The organism is Pantoea alhagi, assembly GCF_002101395.1.
In the GTDB taxonomy this organism is placed as follows: Bacteria; Pseudomonadota; Gammaproteobacteria; order Enterobacterales; family Enterobacteriaceae; genus Mixta; species Mixta alhagi.
The window spans coordinates 3156146-3172158 of the sequence record NZ_CP019706.1 but is presented as its reverse complement, the minus strand read 5'-3'; the positions used below and the strand labels follow the sequence as shown (position 1 = coordinate 3172158).

General features: G+C 49.8%; 11 protein-coding genes and 2 tRNA genes. 7 read left to right on the top strand and 6 right to left on the bottom strand.

The features are described 5' to 3' along the window. Positions 1–375 precede the first annotated feature (375 nt). Positions 376–1689 carry a CitMHS family transporter gene (locus B1H58_RS14780; RefSeq protein ID WP_085071236.1) on the top strand — a complete coding sequence of 438 codons (1314 nt, stop codon included), beginning with the start codon at positions 376–378 and terminating at the stop codon, positions 1687–1689. Positions 1690–1846: 157 nt separating this feature from the next. Here B1H58_RS14780 and B1H58_RS14775 read toward each other — a convergent pair whose 3' ends face one another. The 4 genes from B1H58_RS14775 to B1H58_RS14760 form a co-directional block, all read right to left on the bottom strand. Next, positions 1847–2776 carry an Rpn family recombination-promoting nuclease/putative transposase gene (locus B1H58_RS14775; protein WP_085071235.1) on the bottom strand — a complete coding sequence of 310 codons (930 nt, stop codon included), beginning with the start codon at positions 2774–2776 and terminating at the stop codon, positions 1847–1849. Between the two features lie 315 nt (positions 2777–3091). After that, positions 3092–4111 carry an ABC transporter permease gene (locus B1H58_RS14770; RefSeq protein ID WP_418304156.1) on the bottom strand — a complete coding sequence of 340 codons (1020 nt, stop codon included), beginning with the start codon at positions 4109–4111 and terminating at the stop codon, positions 3092–3094. A 30-nt stretch (positions 4112–4141) separates the two neighbouring features. After that, positions 4142–5626 carry a sugar ABC transporter ATP-binding protein gene (locus tag B1H58_RS14765; RefSeq protein WP_085071233.1) on the bottom strand — a complete coding sequence of 495 codons (1485 nt, stop codon included), beginning with the start codon at positions 5624–5626 and terminating at the stop codon, positions 4142–4144. Between the two features lie 68 nt (positions 5627–5694). Continuing rightward, complete coding sequence (locus tag B1H58_RS14760) at positions 5695–6615, bottom strand: sugar ABC transporter substrate-binding protein (RefSeq protein ID WP_085071232.1); 921 nt, start codon at positions 6613–6615, stop codon at positions 5695–5697. 496 nt (positions 6616–7111) lie between these two features. Here B1H58_RS14760 and B1H58_RS14755 point away from each other — a divergent pair. Beyond that, a tRNA-Asn gene (locus B1H58_RS14755) sits at positions 7112–7187 on the top strand. Positions 7188–7355: 168 nt separating this feature from the next. Here B1H58_RS14755 and B1H58_RS14750 read toward each other — a convergent pair. Continuing rightward, positions 7356–8096, bottom strand: coding sequence for a hypothetical protein (locus tag B1H58_RS14750; protein WP_085071231.1), 741 nt, complete (start codon positions 8094–8096; stop codon positions 7356–7358). A gap of 435 nt (positions 8097–8531) precedes the next feature. Between B1H58_RS14750 and B1H58_RS14745 the strand changes: the two genes are divergently transcribed. Further along, positions 8532–9179, top strand: coding sequence for a TetR/AcrR family transcriptional regulator (locus tag B1H58_RS14745; RefSeq protein ID WP_085071230.1), 648 nt, complete (start codon positions 8532–8534; stop codon positions 9177–9179). Positions 9180–9253: 74 nt separating this feature from the next. On the opposite strand, the gene B1H58_RS14740 is transcribed toward B1H58_RS14745, so the two are convergent. Next, on the bottom strand, positions 9254–11086 hold the full coding sequence (locus B1H58_RS14740; protein ID WP_085071229.1) for a DNA/RNA non-specific endonuclease: 1833 nt from the start codon (positions 11084–11086) through the stop codon (positions 9254–9256). Between the two features lie 187 nt (positions 11087–11273). On the opposite strand from B1H58_RS14740, the gene B1H58_RS14735 reads away from it, so the two are divergent. The 4 genes from B1H58_RS14735 (at position 11274) to B1H58_RS14720 (ending at position 15952) form a co-directional block, all read left to right on the top strand. Then, positions 11274–11349, top strand: a tRNA-Asn gene (locus B1H58_RS14735). Positions 11350–12131: 782 nt separating this feature from the next. Further along, positions 12132–12860: a fimbrial biogenesis chaperone gene (locus tag B1H58_RS14730; protein WP_085071228.1), complete on the top strand. Its 729-nt coding sequence runs from the start codon at positions 12132–12134 to the stop codon at positions 12858–12860. Positions 12861–12952: 92 nt separating this feature from the next. Next, positions 12953–13483 carry a fimbrial protein gene (locus tag B1H58_RS14725; RefSeq protein ID WP_085071227.1) on the top strand — a complete coding sequence of 177 codons (531 nt, stop codon included), beginning with the start codon at positions 12953–12955 and terminating at the stop codon, positions 13481–13483. 69 nt (positions 13484–13552) lie between these two features. Beyond that, positions 13553–15952: a fimbria/pilus outer membrane usher protein gene (locus B1H58_RS14720; RefSeq protein WP_085071226.1), complete on the top strand. Its 2400-nt coding sequence runs from the start codon at positions 13553–13555 to the stop codon at positions 15950–15952. Positions 15953–16013: the final 61 nt, after the last annotated feature.

The window sequence follows — 16013 nt, the reverse complement described above, 5'->3', positions numbered from 1 at the left end:
GTTAATGGTCTGTCGCACCAGAAGCGTGCAGCGGCTGCGTTTGTACTGTGCAGGCGATAAGAGAAACTTTTTATAAACGCTGCGCTGCCTCTGTTTCGATCTGCATCACAAAAACCTGTATTCGTACCGGTGGAAATATGAACTCTGTCACTGTTCCCTCTTTCACTTATGGCAAATGTAAAATATTTGTTATTACCTTAATTCACAAAAAAATCGTAAAAACAGCAGGTTATCCCAAATGAAATTATCACTTCATTAACTTTTATGTGCCCTTTGTAAAAGATAGATAACGTGACGTCATACCTATAACCCCTCACCACCAGAGATAAGCGGTAGTACGCCTGCTGTCTCGTTAATTTTTAGAAGGAAAGTATTTTGCTGACTGTGCTGGGTTTTTCGATGGTGATCTGCTTCATGTATCTGATCATGACCAGGCGGATGTCGGCGCTGATTGCGCTGATTATTGTGCCTACTTTATTTGCGCTGGTGGGCGGTTTCTGGCACGGACTGGGCGAGATGATGCTTAACGGCGTCAAAACGCTGGCCCCCACCGGCGTGATGCTGACTTTTTCCATCCTCTATTTTGGTTTGATGATTGATGCCGGGCTATTTGATCCGCTGGTGCGGCTGATTTTAAAAATTGTACGCGGCGATCCATTAAAGGTGCTGGTTGGCACGGCTGTGCTGACGCTGCTGGTTTCGCTGGACGGTGACAGCTCCACAACCTATATGATTGCCGTCGCAGCATTCCTGCCGCTGTATCATCGGCTGGGGATGAATGTACTGCCGATGCTCTGTTTAATTAATCTGGCCAGCGGCATTATGAACCTGTCGCCCTGGGGCGGTCCAACCGCTCGCGCGGCAGCAGCGCTGCGTATTGATGCGCTGGATATTTTTATTCCCATGATCCCGGCGATGCTGCTGGGCTGTTTTACCCTGGTGGGAATGGCGGTGCTGTTCGGTCTGCGCGAACGTCGGCGACTGGGCATCATGACGATGGAAAGTCATCATCTGGAAAATATCAGCCTGGGGCTGGGCAATGCGGATGACTGTAAGGCTAACCGACGCCCTAAAATGTTCTGGCCCAACTTTATCCTTACCACCACGCTGCTGGTGCTGCTGGTCGTGGGACTGATGCCCATTCATATTCTGTTTATGCTGGCATTCGCCATCGGAGTGATGCTTAACTATCCCTCGCTGGAGCAGCAAAAAGAGCGCATCGGGGCGCACGCCGCTAATGTGCTGGCGGTGACCGCGTTGATTTTCGCCGCCGGGGTGTTTACCGGTATTTTGTCCGGTACTGGCATGGTGGACGCCATGGCGAAGAGCCTGCTGGCAGTGATCCCTCACAGCTTTGGCCCTTATCTGGCGGTGTTTACCGCAGTAATCAGCCTGCCGTTTACTTTCTTTATGTCTAACGACGCGTTCTATTTTGGCATCCTGCCGGTGATCGCCCAGACCGCCGCAGGCTACGGTATCAGTGCCGAAGAGATCGCACGCGCTTCGATTATCGGTCAACCTTTCCATCTGCTCAGCCCGCTGGTGCCATCAATTTATCTGCTGGTTGGGCTGGCGAAGGTGGATATTGGCGACCATCAGCGCTTTTCGATTAAGTGGGGGATTGTGGTAAGTATGGCGTTGTTGGTAGGTGGCGTTGTGTTTGGCGCCTTTCCGCTCTGGCACCGATGAATGGGTCTGTAAACCTGCGGCTGGCGCATCGCGCCAGCTATGGCGGTGCTCAGAGAAGGATTTAATTGCTATGGCAGAATAAGTCTGAACGGAATATTGCATGGCCGGTGCTTATTGAGCGAAGGCCCGGCCAGGCGATAAAACCGTAAGAAAGCAATTAATGGCGAAGCTGAGCCAGGTCGTCCTCGGTTAAACCGGTCGCCTCCAGCACTGACTCACGGGACATTCCCATTTTTAGCAGGCCGCGGGCGACTTCTAATTTGCCTTCATTTCGGCCCTGCTGTCGACCGAGCTGGATACCCTTCTCGATACCTTTTTCGATACCTTGTTGTTCAAGCTGTTGGGCGATGGTCATAAGTGCGTCCCCGTGTTGCGGCACACGCAGTGCCAGTTCGCGAACAAAAGCTTCGGCGTCGGCAGACTCACCTGCCTGTATTAAATATTGTATCAGCACCATTACCTGCGGTGAAGAAAGATAATCGGCCATCAGTAGCGTGACCAAACGATCTGTCAGGGTGGCAATGTCACGCTGATGAATATGCTTCTGCAGTAATGTGAGTGCTGCCATGCTGCGATGGTTCATGATTTCATCGTCAGGGATCACAGTGACATCCACCAGCGGAAAAGCGCCGCTGTAAAGCTTGCCAGCCAGGTCAGGGTGATCAAATTCATTCAGCCAGCATGTTGAATAGGGATAAGGGCTGCGTTTGCCGACATAAAAAAGCACCGGTATCACCAGCGGGAGCTTTTTATGACCCGCTTCGATATGGCGCTGCATCGCCGCTACGGCGTAGCGCAACAGGCGAAACGCCATATGTTTATCCGGCGACGACTGATGCTCGATCAATACATGAATGTAGCCATCACCTGCGGATGTTTGCAGGCTATAAAGTACGTCACTGAAATACTGGCGCAGGTCACTTTCTACAAAGGATCCTGACTCCAGCTTCAACGTGCTGAGGTTGCAAATGGCGCGCAACGCAGGCGGAAGATGCAGCTCCATAAAATCACGCGCAATTTCAGGCTGTGACAAAAACTGACGGAATGTAGCATCATGAGGCGTTGGTGTTCTGTTGTTGTTTTTCATTGACCCATTATTTTTGTATATTGCTTCTCTTTTATTAATGCAACGCCATTATTTACCCGCCATCATTACCGCTATTCAGGCAGAAAAATAATGAAACGACACTCATTATTAACCTGCCTGACTTATGCAATGAAAATAATAACAACGCAAACTTAACAGGCTTATTTACAAGCCAATATAAACGCGTTCAATCATCAGTTTATGCGTCATGAAAATCAACTTAGTTAAGTCAAAAACTCAAAACAGCTCGCATTATTATTTCTCACAATTACGATTAGCATTACCCTGTTAATAGATTATCTGTAATAAAACGCCTTACCGCTTTTTGCGATTACGGTGCATATCGATAGATACCGCAGCAACAATGATGATGCCTTTAATAATATCCTGTACATAGGCATCCACGCCTACAAAGGTAAATCCGCTTTTAATCAGCCCGAGAATGACCGCGCCGATCAGCGTGCCGGTAATGCGACCAACGCCGCCCATCAGGCTGCTGCCGCCAATTACCGCCGCCGCGATAGCATCCAGTTCATAAGACATCCCCATGCTTGACTGCCCGGTACTGACGCGCGCCGCCAGCACAACGCCCGCCAGTCCGGCCAGCCCGCCGGCAATGGTATACACGATCACCAGATACTTATTAACGTTAATTCCGGAAACGCGCGCCGAGGTCATATTGCCGCCGATGGCGTAAACATATTTGCCGTAGCGCGTATGTTTCAGCGCAATGTGAAAAATCACCGCCACCACCAGAAAGATCACGACCGGCATTGCGCCCTGACCGATGGCGGTAAAACCATCAGACAAAAAGCTGATAGGGTTGCCCTGCGTGTAATACTGCGCCAGCCCACGGGCGGATACCATCATGCCCAGCGTGGCGATAAAAGGCGGAATACCGGTGCGGGTTATCAGTACACCGTTAATCAAACCGCACAGGATACCCACGCCAATCCCGGCAACAATTGGCACCACGGCAGGCAGGTCAACCAGCGAAGGAAACATCGGCGACAGACTGTCCGAGGTTTGCGCCAGGCTGGCCGCCACCACCGCCGTTAACGCTATCAGCGAACCGGAAGAGAGATCGATGCCGGTGGTGATGATCACCTGCGTCACGCCAACGGCAATAATGCCGATAATTGCCACCTGCAGTACAATCAGCACCAGACGATTGGTGTTCAGCAAAAAAGATTGATCGCGCACATACCAGCCCGCCACTTCAAAAATCAATGCGATGCCGAGCATCACAATAAAAATGCCGGTATCTTTTGGCAGCCTGCCCTGCAGCAGGCTGAACAGCGGCTGACGCGATGCGCGCGGTTGTTGAGTACTCATTTTCACGTTGCTCATAATCTTCCTCTCGCTTCACTCGGATGCCAGCGACATAATGGTTTCCTGATCGGCCTCTTCTTTATCGAGGATGCCGGTTATCCGCCCTTCGTGCATCACCATCACCCGGTCGCTCATGCCAAGGATCTCCGGCAGCTCTGACGACACCATAATTACCGCCACGCCACGGTTGGCCAGCTCGCTGATCAATCGATAGATCTCTGCTTTCGCGCCTACATCAATGCCGCGCGTCGGCTCATCCAGAATCAGGATTTTTGGCTGCGCCAGCAGCCAGCGTGCAATCAACACTTTCTGCTGGTTGCCGCCGCTGAGGTTATTGATGATCTGATCCATGGTGGGAGTTTTAATATTGAGCCGCCGGATCTGCTCCATACAGTCCTGCGCCATCTGCACATGGCTGACGAAGCCGCCTTTGCTGCTGTATTCCGGCATATTTACGATGCTCATATTCTCCAGCACCGACAACACCAGAAACAGGCCGGATTTTTTACGATCCTCGGTCAGAAACGCCATGCCCTTCTCGATCGCCATTGAGGGCGAGTCGATGGTGACCGGCACGCCGTCAATCAGTACTTCCCCGCTGTCAGCAGGCGCCATGCCAAACAGGGTTTCCATTACTTCGCTGCGTCCGGCACCCACCAGCCCGGCAACGCCAAGGATTTCACCACGGCGTACGCTAAAGCTGACATCCTCAAACGCATCCTGGCGCGACAGATGACGCACCGTTAGCACCTCTTCACCGATGGCGTTGTTGAATTTAGGGAACAGCTGCGTCAGTTCGCGGCCCACCATCTGGGTGATCAATGTCTGGCGGGTATAGCTGTCGGTCCGGTCGCTGCCTACCCAGCTGCCGTCGCGAAATATGCTGACCTCATCGGTAATGGCAAAGATTTCATCCATTTTATGGCTGATATAAACAATTGCTTTTCCCTGCGCCCGCAGATCGCGAATGATTGTAAACAGATGCGCGACTTCACCTTCAGTCAATGCCGAGGTTGGCTCATCCATGATCACAATATCGGCGTTCCACGAGACCGCTTTGGCAATTTCCACCATTTGCTGACTGGCAATGCTTAACTCTCCCACCATGCGATCCGCCGGCAGGCGAATATTAAGCCTGGTTAGTAGTTCCGCTGTTTGCTGATTCAGCTGGCGATGATCCACCAGGCCAAACTTTACCGGCTCACGTCCCAGCCAGATATTTTCTGCCACCGTCATCCATGGCACCAGATTAAGCTCCTGATGAATCATTGAGATACCGGAACGCAGCGCATCCAGCGTGTCCTGAAACTGCACCGGCTCACCTTTGATACGGATAACACCCTGGTCGGGACGATAGATCCCAATCAGGCATTTCATCAGCGTGGATTTCCCCGCGCCGTTTTCTCCCATCAGCGCATGTACCGTGCCGGGCCGGACGCGCAGCGAGACGTTATCCAGCGCTTTCACCCCTGGAAAAAATTTACTGATGCCTTCAGCTTCCAGCGCATAAGCCGTCATGTTTTACCTCCGTACGACAGGTCGCCTGCCAGCAGCCCGCATAACGGGCAGCAGGCGAACGGAAAGAATTATTTTTGGTTACGGCTGACAAACTGTTGATAATTCTCTTTGGTAATCAGCTGATAGGGGATCATCACGCTTTTCTGAACTGTTTCGCCATTCACCAGCTTGATAGCCGTCTGAACGGCACCTTCGCCCTGCCCTTTGGCATCCTGGAAAACGGTGGCGACCATCCTGCCATTTTTGATCTGCTGTAGCGCATCAGGCGTGCCGTCCACGCCGGCAATCAGCACCTTGCTACTTTTCCCCAACGCCATCAGCGCACCGATAGCCATTTCGTCATTATTGGATGCGATAGCGTCAATTTGATCGCCTGCGGTCATCCAGTTGCTGACCACATCCACCGCCTCATTACGCATAAATTTGGCAGTTTGCTTCTGAACGATTTTGATCTGTGGATATTTAGCCACAACCGCCTCAACGCCTTTGGTACGGTCGCGGGTGGCTTCGTTGGCAAGATCGCCCATTAAAATGGCGACGTTGCCTTTTTGATTCATCGCTTTCGCTAGTGCTTCCATTTGCAGGCGGCCCGCCAGTTCAGAATCCGATCCCACATAGGCCATTTTGTCAGTCAGCTCCGCCTGAGGACGCCGGTTAACAAAGATCAGCGGAATGCCTGCTTTACTGGCCTGATCCATAATCGGTTTTACTGCGTTGGTATCGACCGGATTCACAATAATTGCGTCAACGCCCTGACCGATAAAGTTCTGCACCTGTTGCAGCTGCTGCGCCACGTCGCCTTTGGCATCTTCCATCTGGCCTTGCACCTGATTTTTATCCATCTCTTTCTGCATGGCGGTACGCAAAATGGTCAGAAAATTGTCATCAAACAGCGCCATTGATATGCCCAGCTGAATATCTTTCGCCAGTACTGCCGCAGGCAGCAGGCAGGCAATAACAGAAGCAACAATCGCTTTTTTCATCTTCATAGTTCACCCTTTGAATCGTTAAGTTGCGCTGGCGGGCCGTTACCTCGAATGAAAAATATTTTTTACATTCACACAACATCACCAGGGTTTACAGCTACGGAAAGAGATAAAACCTTATAACTGTCGCGCTTTTTGTGTTTACACCTCACCTTTTCAACCTGATGATTTTTATCTAAATATACGTAAAAAAATTGTTTATAAAGCTCTGGTAATAACGCTCACGCATTAAAACAGTTTGTTTGTTCCATAATAACTTTTATTGAAATTTTCATAATGAAAGCATCGAAACGCACGTTTTAAAATTACCAAATAACAAAAATTTGACATGCCTCTAACAACAGCCGGGAAAAGCGTTTAAATTGAGATCTACCCGGCAGATTAGAAAAGCAGCAAACGGCAGCTTATTGCTGATTTTGCCAGCAAACGCACGGGGAAAGGCGGGAGAAGCTTTGACATTCAGATGGGTGCCAGGTAATATTCGCCTCGTTCACACGATTCCTCTGTAGTTCAGTCGGTAGAACGGCGGACTGTTAATCCGTATGTCACTGGTTCGAGTCCAGTCAGAGGAGCCATATTTAGAGAAGCCCGCTCAGGGAAACCTGAGCGGGCTTTTTGCATTTTGCGCTTGCTTTCTTACTGAAGCGGATGCCTGATATCCCTGTTAGCACCCCTCATCCACAAACTTTCCGCCATCGGCAGAGGGGTTATCTGTTTATTTATTCATCGCAACCTCATCAGTGCTACTTTGCCAGCAGTCGGTTCACCCTCACGATCGAACGGGTCAGCGTGCTGCCATGATGCGGATCGCCAAAATGAAACAGCGCTGTCGCGCGTCGAAAGGCAGGATCGCACGGACCATTAGCATGAAAGGTGCGATAACCGTGAAAGAAGTAGATATTGCCCGGCTTTAAGTAGAGCGTCATGGGTTTGACCAGCCGCTGCTTGATCGCTTTCATTAACAGATAACGCGACAATCTGTTTTGCATCAGGCTTTTTTCCAGTACGTTGAATATTACGCTGGAGCGAAAAGGCCGCAGGTTAGGAAACAAAAGCAAATCTCCGCGCGCTTTCCCTTCCTGAGGGATTTCAATCGGCAGCAGTGCGGTAATGACGCTGGCATCATAATGAAAAGAGTTGGATTTCTTTTTACCACTTTCTCCCTGCACGCAGCGCAGTACGGCCAGAATATTTTGATCGGCTAACCGGCGCGCCAGCGATTTTTCCGCCATCCGCTGCATAAGTTGTCGAAAGTCAGCGTCTTCGCTAAGCCGGGCCAGCGGCGTGTGATCGATTTTTTCCACATCGCCGAAAATCGCATGATATCCCTTGCCCGCCTCTGCGCTCACCTCGTCAATCCAGTCACGAAACCTTGCAAGCCCTTCATCGGTGACCACATTTTCCAGTACGGCATAACCCTGATTTTCAATTTCTTCTAATAAGCGTGGAACGTTATTCGGATCAATATTGGTAACAAAAGACATAGCACCCTACCTGTTATAGTATTTTTGGTATAGAGCGTTCAACGCTCTTTTTTAGTACCCTGGTTTCACCGGCTTAATCATAGGAGCTCTGCTGAATAAAGAAATAGACTCGCGTCCAAAATAAGAATAATTAACATGAGAGGTCTGATTTAAACTGGCATCCTGTGGTTCATATGTTTTGCTAATAGCTGATTTAAGCCATTGAATCAAAAAACAGGCTGCTGCTTTAAAAGTTTTACTGGCTTTTTATTGAGACCAATAATGAGTAAGTGATATCTGGCGCGGGTTAAATAATCGGCTCTTCATCAGCTACGGTTTCAGGCAGGCAAAAATGGCTGTTCGTCGCAGATTTTTTCCAGCCAGGACGCTGGCGTTGTGTTTAACGGATCAACACGTTACCCTGCCAGCGGCTTAGTTAACGGGAATTGCCCCAATATGGTTGAACAGGCAAAACGCAAAAACGATCCTGAAGGACTGAAAAAACGTATTCTTGAAGGCGCGCTAAAAGTCTTTGCCGAATATGGCATGCAGGGCGCGCGCCTGGAGCAGATTGCAGATAACGCGCAAACCACCAAACGTATGGTGGTTTACCATTTCAACAATAAAGAAAACCTCTATATTGCAGTGCTGGAGCAGGTTTATCAGCAGATCCGCGAACATGAAACCGGTCTGAATTTACGTGAACTGCCGCCGGAAGAAGCGATCATCCGGTTGGTAGAGGAAAGCTTTGATTATCACGCTACGCATGCCGATTTCATGCGTCTGGTCTGTAGTGAAAACCTGCTGCGAGGTCGTTATATCAGCCAGTCGCCGCGCATCAAAGCGCTTAACCGTAGCGCGCTGGATGTGCTGGAGGATATTTTGACGCGTGGACAGCAGGCTGGCCTGTTTCATCGTGACGTGAATACCATTGATGTACACCGGCTGATCAGCAGCATATGCGTTCATCATGTTTCAAACCGCTATACCTTTAATGCGTTGTTCACGCCCGATAACAGTGAAGCGGAAAGTATTAAACGCAATCGTCAGCTGGCCATCACCGCCACGCTGCGCTATTTACGCCGCTGTGATGCGCCGGCTTAACGCTACTTTTTTAAGACAAAGCAGGCTGGCCTGTATCGTCAGCCTGCCTGGCAAGTTAAGTAGTCAGCGTTATATCAGAGCAGATCGCGCCATGACATTATCAGCGCCGCCGGTAATGGATCGGCGCGCACTCCTGGCGATGGCTGCCAGCTATCCCAGTCGCGAAAAGCAGAGAAATCCAGCCCGGTCAGGCTTTCCAGCCCACTCACCGTAATCCGAAACTCATCAACCTGCGGCACCTTATCCTGCTGCGCGGTGGCAATAACGCGTCGTGGCTCATCCAGCAGATTCGCCTGGCTAACCAGTAGCGCCGTGGCCTGCGGCTCTCCTTCATTACCGATGCGTAATACCACTTTCCAGTACATCAGCGGCACTTTCGCCTCACCATATTGCCGCCACTGATCGTCAAGGACCGGGCCGGTGAGCACTGTGATCTGCTTTTTACTCTGCAGTACGCCATATTCCAGAATATAACGCTCTACGCCCTGCCAGTATTGCAGGCTCTGATTAAAACGAAAATGCTGCGGTGAACAGTTAGTAAAATGAAAGGTATCTTTATTGGCACGGATCGCCTCCTGCGGCGTTCCCCAGGTTGGATCGCTGCGACGGGTCAGATGCCCGCGATCGAACCAGCGGCTGAATTCGCGATAAAAAGACTGAACCAGATAATAGCGGCTGTCGATGCGGCTATCCTCATACCAGCTGTCGCCTTCTGCCAGCAGCGAGGGCTGACCGCTATCGCGATTGATGTTGATATAGCGCGCGCCATCAATATTGGTGGCGGTAAGAAAAGCGATGCGTCGCTCGGCACAGAGGGCCAGCGAAAAGTTCTGGTAATCCAGAATCGCCCCGGTGCCGGTCTCGCCGGATCGCAGCGGGGCGATTTCCGCCGCTCTTGGCGTCAGGATCTGTGCCAGCGGCACCGCGTGATCGGTTAAAAAATCTGCCTGATAGCCGTTACGGTTAGCATAATTCGCATCTGGCGCGGCCCGTGCCAGCTCTGTCAGCGTGAGCGCGCGTTCGCCGCGTAGTGCTGCAATCAACCGCTGACGCGCTAAGGGTTCCAGCTTTACCGCCTCTGCTTTTAACCAGTCCACCAGGGCGCTGACACGAATGCCCTCATTAATCAGGGTGCCGCTTTCGTCCTGTGCCGCACCGTGATGAAGCGCCACCAGCTCCCAGCTATCGTTAAAAACCGGCGCGCCGGAAGAGCCTTCTTCAGTATCTGCCGTGTAATGCAGTACATTTGCCGCCGCGCTGCCCTCTTCCCCACGCGCCAGCAAATAGTTATCACGTAGCGCAACCTGCTGCGCCGCGCCTGCAGGATGTTGAAGGATATTCACCGCCATGCCCAGCCGGTGTTTATCGGGTCGATCGCTAAGCATTATCTGGCCAGGCAGTGCTGTATCGGCAGCGCCCGTGCGCTGTTCACCCAGCGCAACCAGCGTACAATCGAGCTCATCCTCGGAGCTGGTCAGCCAGAAACTATCGGCATCCAGCGAGTAAATAGCGGTTGCAGCGCTGTTATCCTGCTCATTCAGCCTGTAGCCGAACTCCACGCTATAGCCAGCGGCGCGCTGGCGATCCGGCAATACGTGAAAGCAGGTAACAAACAGTCCGGCACCCGTGAGGAAACCGGTGCCTTTCGGGACGCCATCTTCCCGCACCAGCGCCACAGCTCTGGCCCGTTCAGCCCCCTGCAGTAAAAAGCCGGTGGGTAAAAAATCCGCTTCGGGACCGATGATCGCCGTTCTCTCCAGCATGCGCTGAAAAGCATAACGCTGCGCGCGTCGGCTATCCGGCTCAGCCAGCTCAATTTTGCCTTCGGCTATGGCTTTCACGCTCTGTTTGCGCTGGACCGTGGTCAATGCCAGCCGCTGCCGTACCAGATTTTCTGTCTGCCTCATGGTTTCTCCTTTCGCCTTGCTGTTAAACCGCCTCCATAACCATAGTCACCTTTACGCACATCGGCACGGCGCTTAACAGAGCAGGATAACCACGCATTGCTGTTTTCTTCAGCACTCAATCGCTTTTTGCGAATCAGGCTTTGACAAGCGCTGACGCCCTCGATATTATGCGCCCCGTTCACACGATTCCTCTGTAGTTCAGTCGGTAGAACGGCGGACTGTTAATCCGTATGTCACTGGTTCGAGTCCAGTCAGAGGAGCCAAATTCAGAAAAAGCAGACGCCTGGCGTCTGCTTTTTTGCTTTCCAGCCCCGATCACTTTCCATCCCCTTTGCTGCCTCGAAACAACTTACATCGTTCTGTGCATTTTCCAGTTTCCTCAATACCTCCTTGTACCTGCACCATAAAGCTATGTCGCTATAAAGTGACTGTTATAAGGTTCTTTTCGTACCACAAGTGATTTTCTGGTCATATATGCTGGCAAATAGCCATAAAATAATCTATTAGCAAAATTTCTGATGTTTAATTTTAGTTAAGTCAGGAAAACAACCTCACAAAGAAAATGCGATTATAAATTTAAAAACTTAATTTATTTATATGACGGGATTTAATTCTAAAAAAAGAATATCAATTGCTAAAAGGCAGCATAAAATAGGGAACAGGCATTAAGCGAATGCTAAAAAGCTCATTCGTTATAAAGCACATGTCGTTAAATCCTTTCATGAACGGGTCAAGAACTTCCCATTACGACCGTTTTTTTTAATGATAATCTATAACCATCACTAATAATTTTTTCGCACCCCAGGATGAAATCTATTTTTGTTATAAAAAACAGATTTCATATTCCTCTTTAACTTTTAAAAACCGTATATGTAGAGCAGTTTAAACTAATTTGTAAATAAAATAACCATCTTATGTAATGATTATTTTCTCTCATCATCAATTTGACATCGCACTGTAAAAATAATTACTCTACGGCCCCTTGAAAAAACCCATCAGATAATTCTTAGCGTTATAACAACGTTATATGTATTGGTAAAAAAGCATGAACCTTAACGCAATGTTAAAGGGATTCAGATTATGGCGTGCAGGCAACGTCATATGCCAGGGAAGCGTTTCACTATTGTTAATAATGCTTATCAGCGGGCAGGCACAGGCATCGTTAATACTTGATCAGAATCGAGTAGTGCTGAGCGCTAATGAGGGCGGAATGGGGGTAGTAAAAGTAGATAACCCTACAGACCGTGATTATCTTATACAAAGCTGGATTACCACTGATAATAATGGTGTGCAGGAAGCGCTATTTGTACAGCCGCCGCTGGTAAAAATTAAAGCACATCAGAAAGTTGCCTTGCATATAGAGGCAATCGATCCTTCTCTTGCTGAACAACCACAGGAGAAACTTTATCGGCTTAATGTTAAAGAGATCCCTAAAGTAGAAGAGAAAAGCGGCTCACAGCTGATATTAGTGATGCTGACAAAGGTTAAAGTATTATATCGCCCTGCTGCGGTGTCGCCTGAGATGGGCAATCAATATAAGAAGTTAACGTGGAAAAAAGTCGCAGGGAAATTAGAGGTCTATAATCCAACGCCCTATTATGTAACCTTTAGCAAAGTCTGGGAAGGAAACGACACAACACATGCGCTGGATGCCGACATGGTTTCGCCCCACTCAAGAATGTTGATAAAAGGTTATCACGGCGCTTCTGATGTTAATTACCGTATCATTAATGATTATGGTGATATCAGTAAGCCGGTACATGTCAAATTATAGTTTCCTCCTGACATCCAGATATTTAACGTTTTCGATTGGTGTCGAAGATTTTGTTTACTCCTTGTTGGTTAATATTAAAAAAGGAAAGAAAAGTGAATAAATTAAAAACCGTTTCTTTGGGCTTATTAATGGTGACCTCTTCAGCCGCTTTTGCGGAAGGTGAAGGCAGCGTGGTACATTTTAACGGTCATGTTAATGAACCAACCTGCGCCATTGTTCCTGCTAACCAGAATATTACGCTGGAAACTGTTGGTGCCAGTGCCTTTGAGAATGTAGCCATTGGCGACAGCATTGAAAATGGATCCCGTGATTTTGAAATTCATGTTAATTGCGAAGATAAAAATTTAGGAAACCATATAAAACTGGTTATGAAGGCATCTGCTGATGAAACTCAACCTAAGGTATTAAAAAATGCCAGCAATAATACCAGCGGCGTTGGCCTGGAAGTTTTTTACAATAATGAAATCCTGACGCCTAATCAAGAACTGGATGGCAGTCGCATTAATAATCTTAATAAAGGTGATGACAATATTAATATGAAAGTGCGCTATGCGCGCCTTAGCAACAATATCACCGGCGGTGACGTAAGTGCCGACGTTACTTTCGTAACGGAATATCGTTAATCCTGCGTTATCACTCTGCTAAAAATCAGCCATGGCTCAGGCCATGGCTGTTCTTTCTGGCTTAAATTTATGAGCGCCATAAATAAACCTGCTGCAACGCTGCTATTTGTTGTTTGTCTGGGCTGCATGGGCGCAGCATCATTGAAGGCCGAAGAGAAGTTCGATTTATCACTGCTGGAGAATCAAACGCAGGTCAATCGACAAGATGCGGAAATATTTAACGGCGACAGCGATATCCTGCCCGGTAAGTACTCTTTTAAAATTTTAATTAACGATCAGGAAGTGGCAGAGCAGGATGTTGTGTTTCGTCTCTATCATGGTCGTAGCGAGCCGCTGTTCGCCTGTCGTGATTTACAGGAATGGGGCGTTCACATTGATCGCTGCCCTCGGGCAGAAAACTTTCTTTCCGCCTGGGTACATGATGCCAAATTTGATATTGATCTGAGCGAAAACAGGCTGGCGTTAACGCTGCCCCAACAGGCCTGGAGCAAACCAAACCTGTATGATATCGCGCCGGGCTGGCGGTGGGATAACGGTATCAACGCCGCTTTTGTCAATTACGACCTCTCCGCACAGCGTTATCAAAGCAGCAGCGTCAGCAACGATTTTTACGGCAACCTGAGCAGCGGCGTTAATCTTTTTGGCTTTCGCCTGCGCAATGACGGCTATTTTTCTGCGCCTGAGATGGCACATGCACGTTATCAAAGCAGCAGTAGCTGGCTGGCTTATGATATTGACCGTCTGCGCAGTACGCTAACCGTCGGCGACTTTTATACCAGCGGCAGCCTGTTTCAGGGAACCACGCTGCGTGGCGTCTCGCTGATGACCAATATGGCGATGTTTTCAAACACCGAACGCAGCTATGTACCTGCCATCATAGGTTCCGTCAGTTCGAACGCCACGGTTATTGTTAAACAGAACGGCTATGTGATCGCCACCCGGCAAATTCCTCCTGGCGCCTTTAATATCAACGATGTCCCCGTTTCTTCCTCGGCGGGTGATATTGACGTGACGATTATCGAAGCCAGCGGGAAACGGCAGCACTTTATCCAGCCGTTTAATACCAACAGCTTTCAGCTACCGCCACATAGCCTGCGCTATACCTTAAACCTCGGCGAGAGCCGACAGCATAACGCGCAGCGCCTGCTGGAAGGCACCTTGTTGTATGGGCTGAACAATACCTTTACGCTGTTGAATGGCGTGCAGTATGCCGCTGATTACCGCAATGTTGCGACCGGGATGGGCGCTAACGTACGCTGGCTGGGCGGCGTCAGTATGCTGTTTAATCAAAGTCAAACCACACGCTATCAGCAACAGCGTACCGGTAGTCAATTACAGCTGGGCCTGAGCCGTTTTCTGCCGCTGACCGACAGCTATCTCTATGCTTCCGCCACGCACCGCTTTAATCCTTACTATCAGGAGTTTGGCTACTCACCGCGCTCGGTGGGTACCGGGCTGGCGGGCGGCTATCGCAATAAATATAGCGTGCAGCTCAGCCAGAACATTAAAGGGATGAATCTGGCGCTGAACTACAATCAGGAAATTGACTGGCTCGGCAGGCGTTATCGCAACTGGCAGACCAACCTTAATTTCAATATCAGGCATGCTACGCTGCTTACCTCCTGGTCACGCCGCTATTCAGCAGGGCATGCGGCTGAAAACCATCTCTCAGTGAGTATCAGCCTTCCTCTGGGAAAAGAGCGAAACCACTATCTTGATATGAGCCATAGCAGCGGCAACAGCCACAGCAGTCATCTCTCTTTGACGGGACAGATGGGCGAAGAGAGAAGTCTTTCTTACAGCCTGGGCGCGGCTAAAAGCGGATCTGAATATCATTATGATGCCTCGGCCAACTACACCTCCAGCCAGGGAGTAGCCCGTACCGCATGGTCGCGTGGCCGTTCAACGGAGCAATGGCAGGCGGGCGCACGCGGCTCGGTAGTGCTGCATTCACATGGCATAACGCTGGGCCAGTACCTGAGTGAAAGTGCTGCGATCGTTCATACACCACATATTGCCGACGTCAGGATAGAAAACGCACAGCATGTCGCGACCGACCGCTGGGGAAATGCAGTAGTGCCGAGCCTGGTGCCCTATTACTACAATGAATTAGCGCCCACGCTGGATAGCCGACATATTCGTACCATTAAGGTTGATGAAGTGGTGCATCGTCTGGTACCGCGTGAAGGGGCGATTGTGGCGGTAGAACTTAGCGCCTCGCATCAGCAGCAACACTATGCGCGTATTACCCAAACCAGCGGACAGCCGCTGCCGTTTGGCGCCATTCTGTATGATGCGGACAATCGTAACCGGGGCGTACTCTCCGCAGGCGGCGTCATTTCAATGGATATTTATCAACTAAAGTGGCCGCTGCATATCAGCCTGGCTGACAAACAGCGCTGCACTATCGACCGACCGGTAGAAAAAAGCGCAGAGAAGAAAATCTGGCATCTGATCTGCCATAGCTGAAGATGGCTGCCTGGCAGAATAAGAGTGTCAGCAGACAGAATAAAAACGGGCCGCAACGCGG

What these genes read in the sequence shown, in the direction of transcription:
- B1H58_RS14775 (WP_085071235.1), bottom strand. Translation starts at nt 2,776, where the DNA reads ATGAAAAACAACAACAGAACACCAACGCCTCATGATGCTACATTCCGT.
- B1H58_RS14770 (WP_418304156.1), bottom strand. Translation starts at nt 4,111, where the DNA reads ATGAGTACTCAACAACCGCGCGCATCGCGTCAGCCGCTGTTCAGCCTG.
- B1H58_RS14765 (WP_085071233.1), bottom strand. Translation starts at nt 5,626, where the DNA reads ATGACGGCTTATGCGCTGGAAGCTGAAGGCATCAGTAAATTTTTTCCA.
- B1H58_RS14760 (WP_085071232.1), bottom strand. Translation starts at nt 6,615, where the DNA reads ATGAAGATGAAAAAAGCGATTGTTGCTTCTGTTATTGCCTGCCTGCTG.
- B1H58_RS14750 (WP_085071231.1), bottom strand. Translation starts at nt 8,096, where the DNA reads ATGTCTTTTGTTACCAATATTGATCCGAATAACGTTCCACGCTTATTA.
- B1H58_RS14745 (WP_085071230.1), top strand. Translation starts at nt 8,532, where the DNA reads ATGGTTGAACAGGCAAAACGCAAAAACGATCCTGAAGGACTGAAAAAA.
- B1H58_RS14740 (WP_085071229.1), bottom strand. Translation starts at nt 11,086, where the DNA reads ATGAGGCAGACAGAAAATCTGGTACGGCAGCGGCTGGCATTGACCACG.
- B1H58_RS14730 (WP_085071228.1), top strand. Translation starts at nt 12,132, where the DNA reads ATGAACCTTAACGCAATGTTAAAGGGATTCAGATTATGGCGTGCAGGC.
- B1H58_RS14720 (WP_085071226.1), top strand. Translation starts at nt 13,553, where the DNA reads ATGAGCGCCATAAATAAACCTGCTGCAACGCTGCTATTTGTTGTTTGT.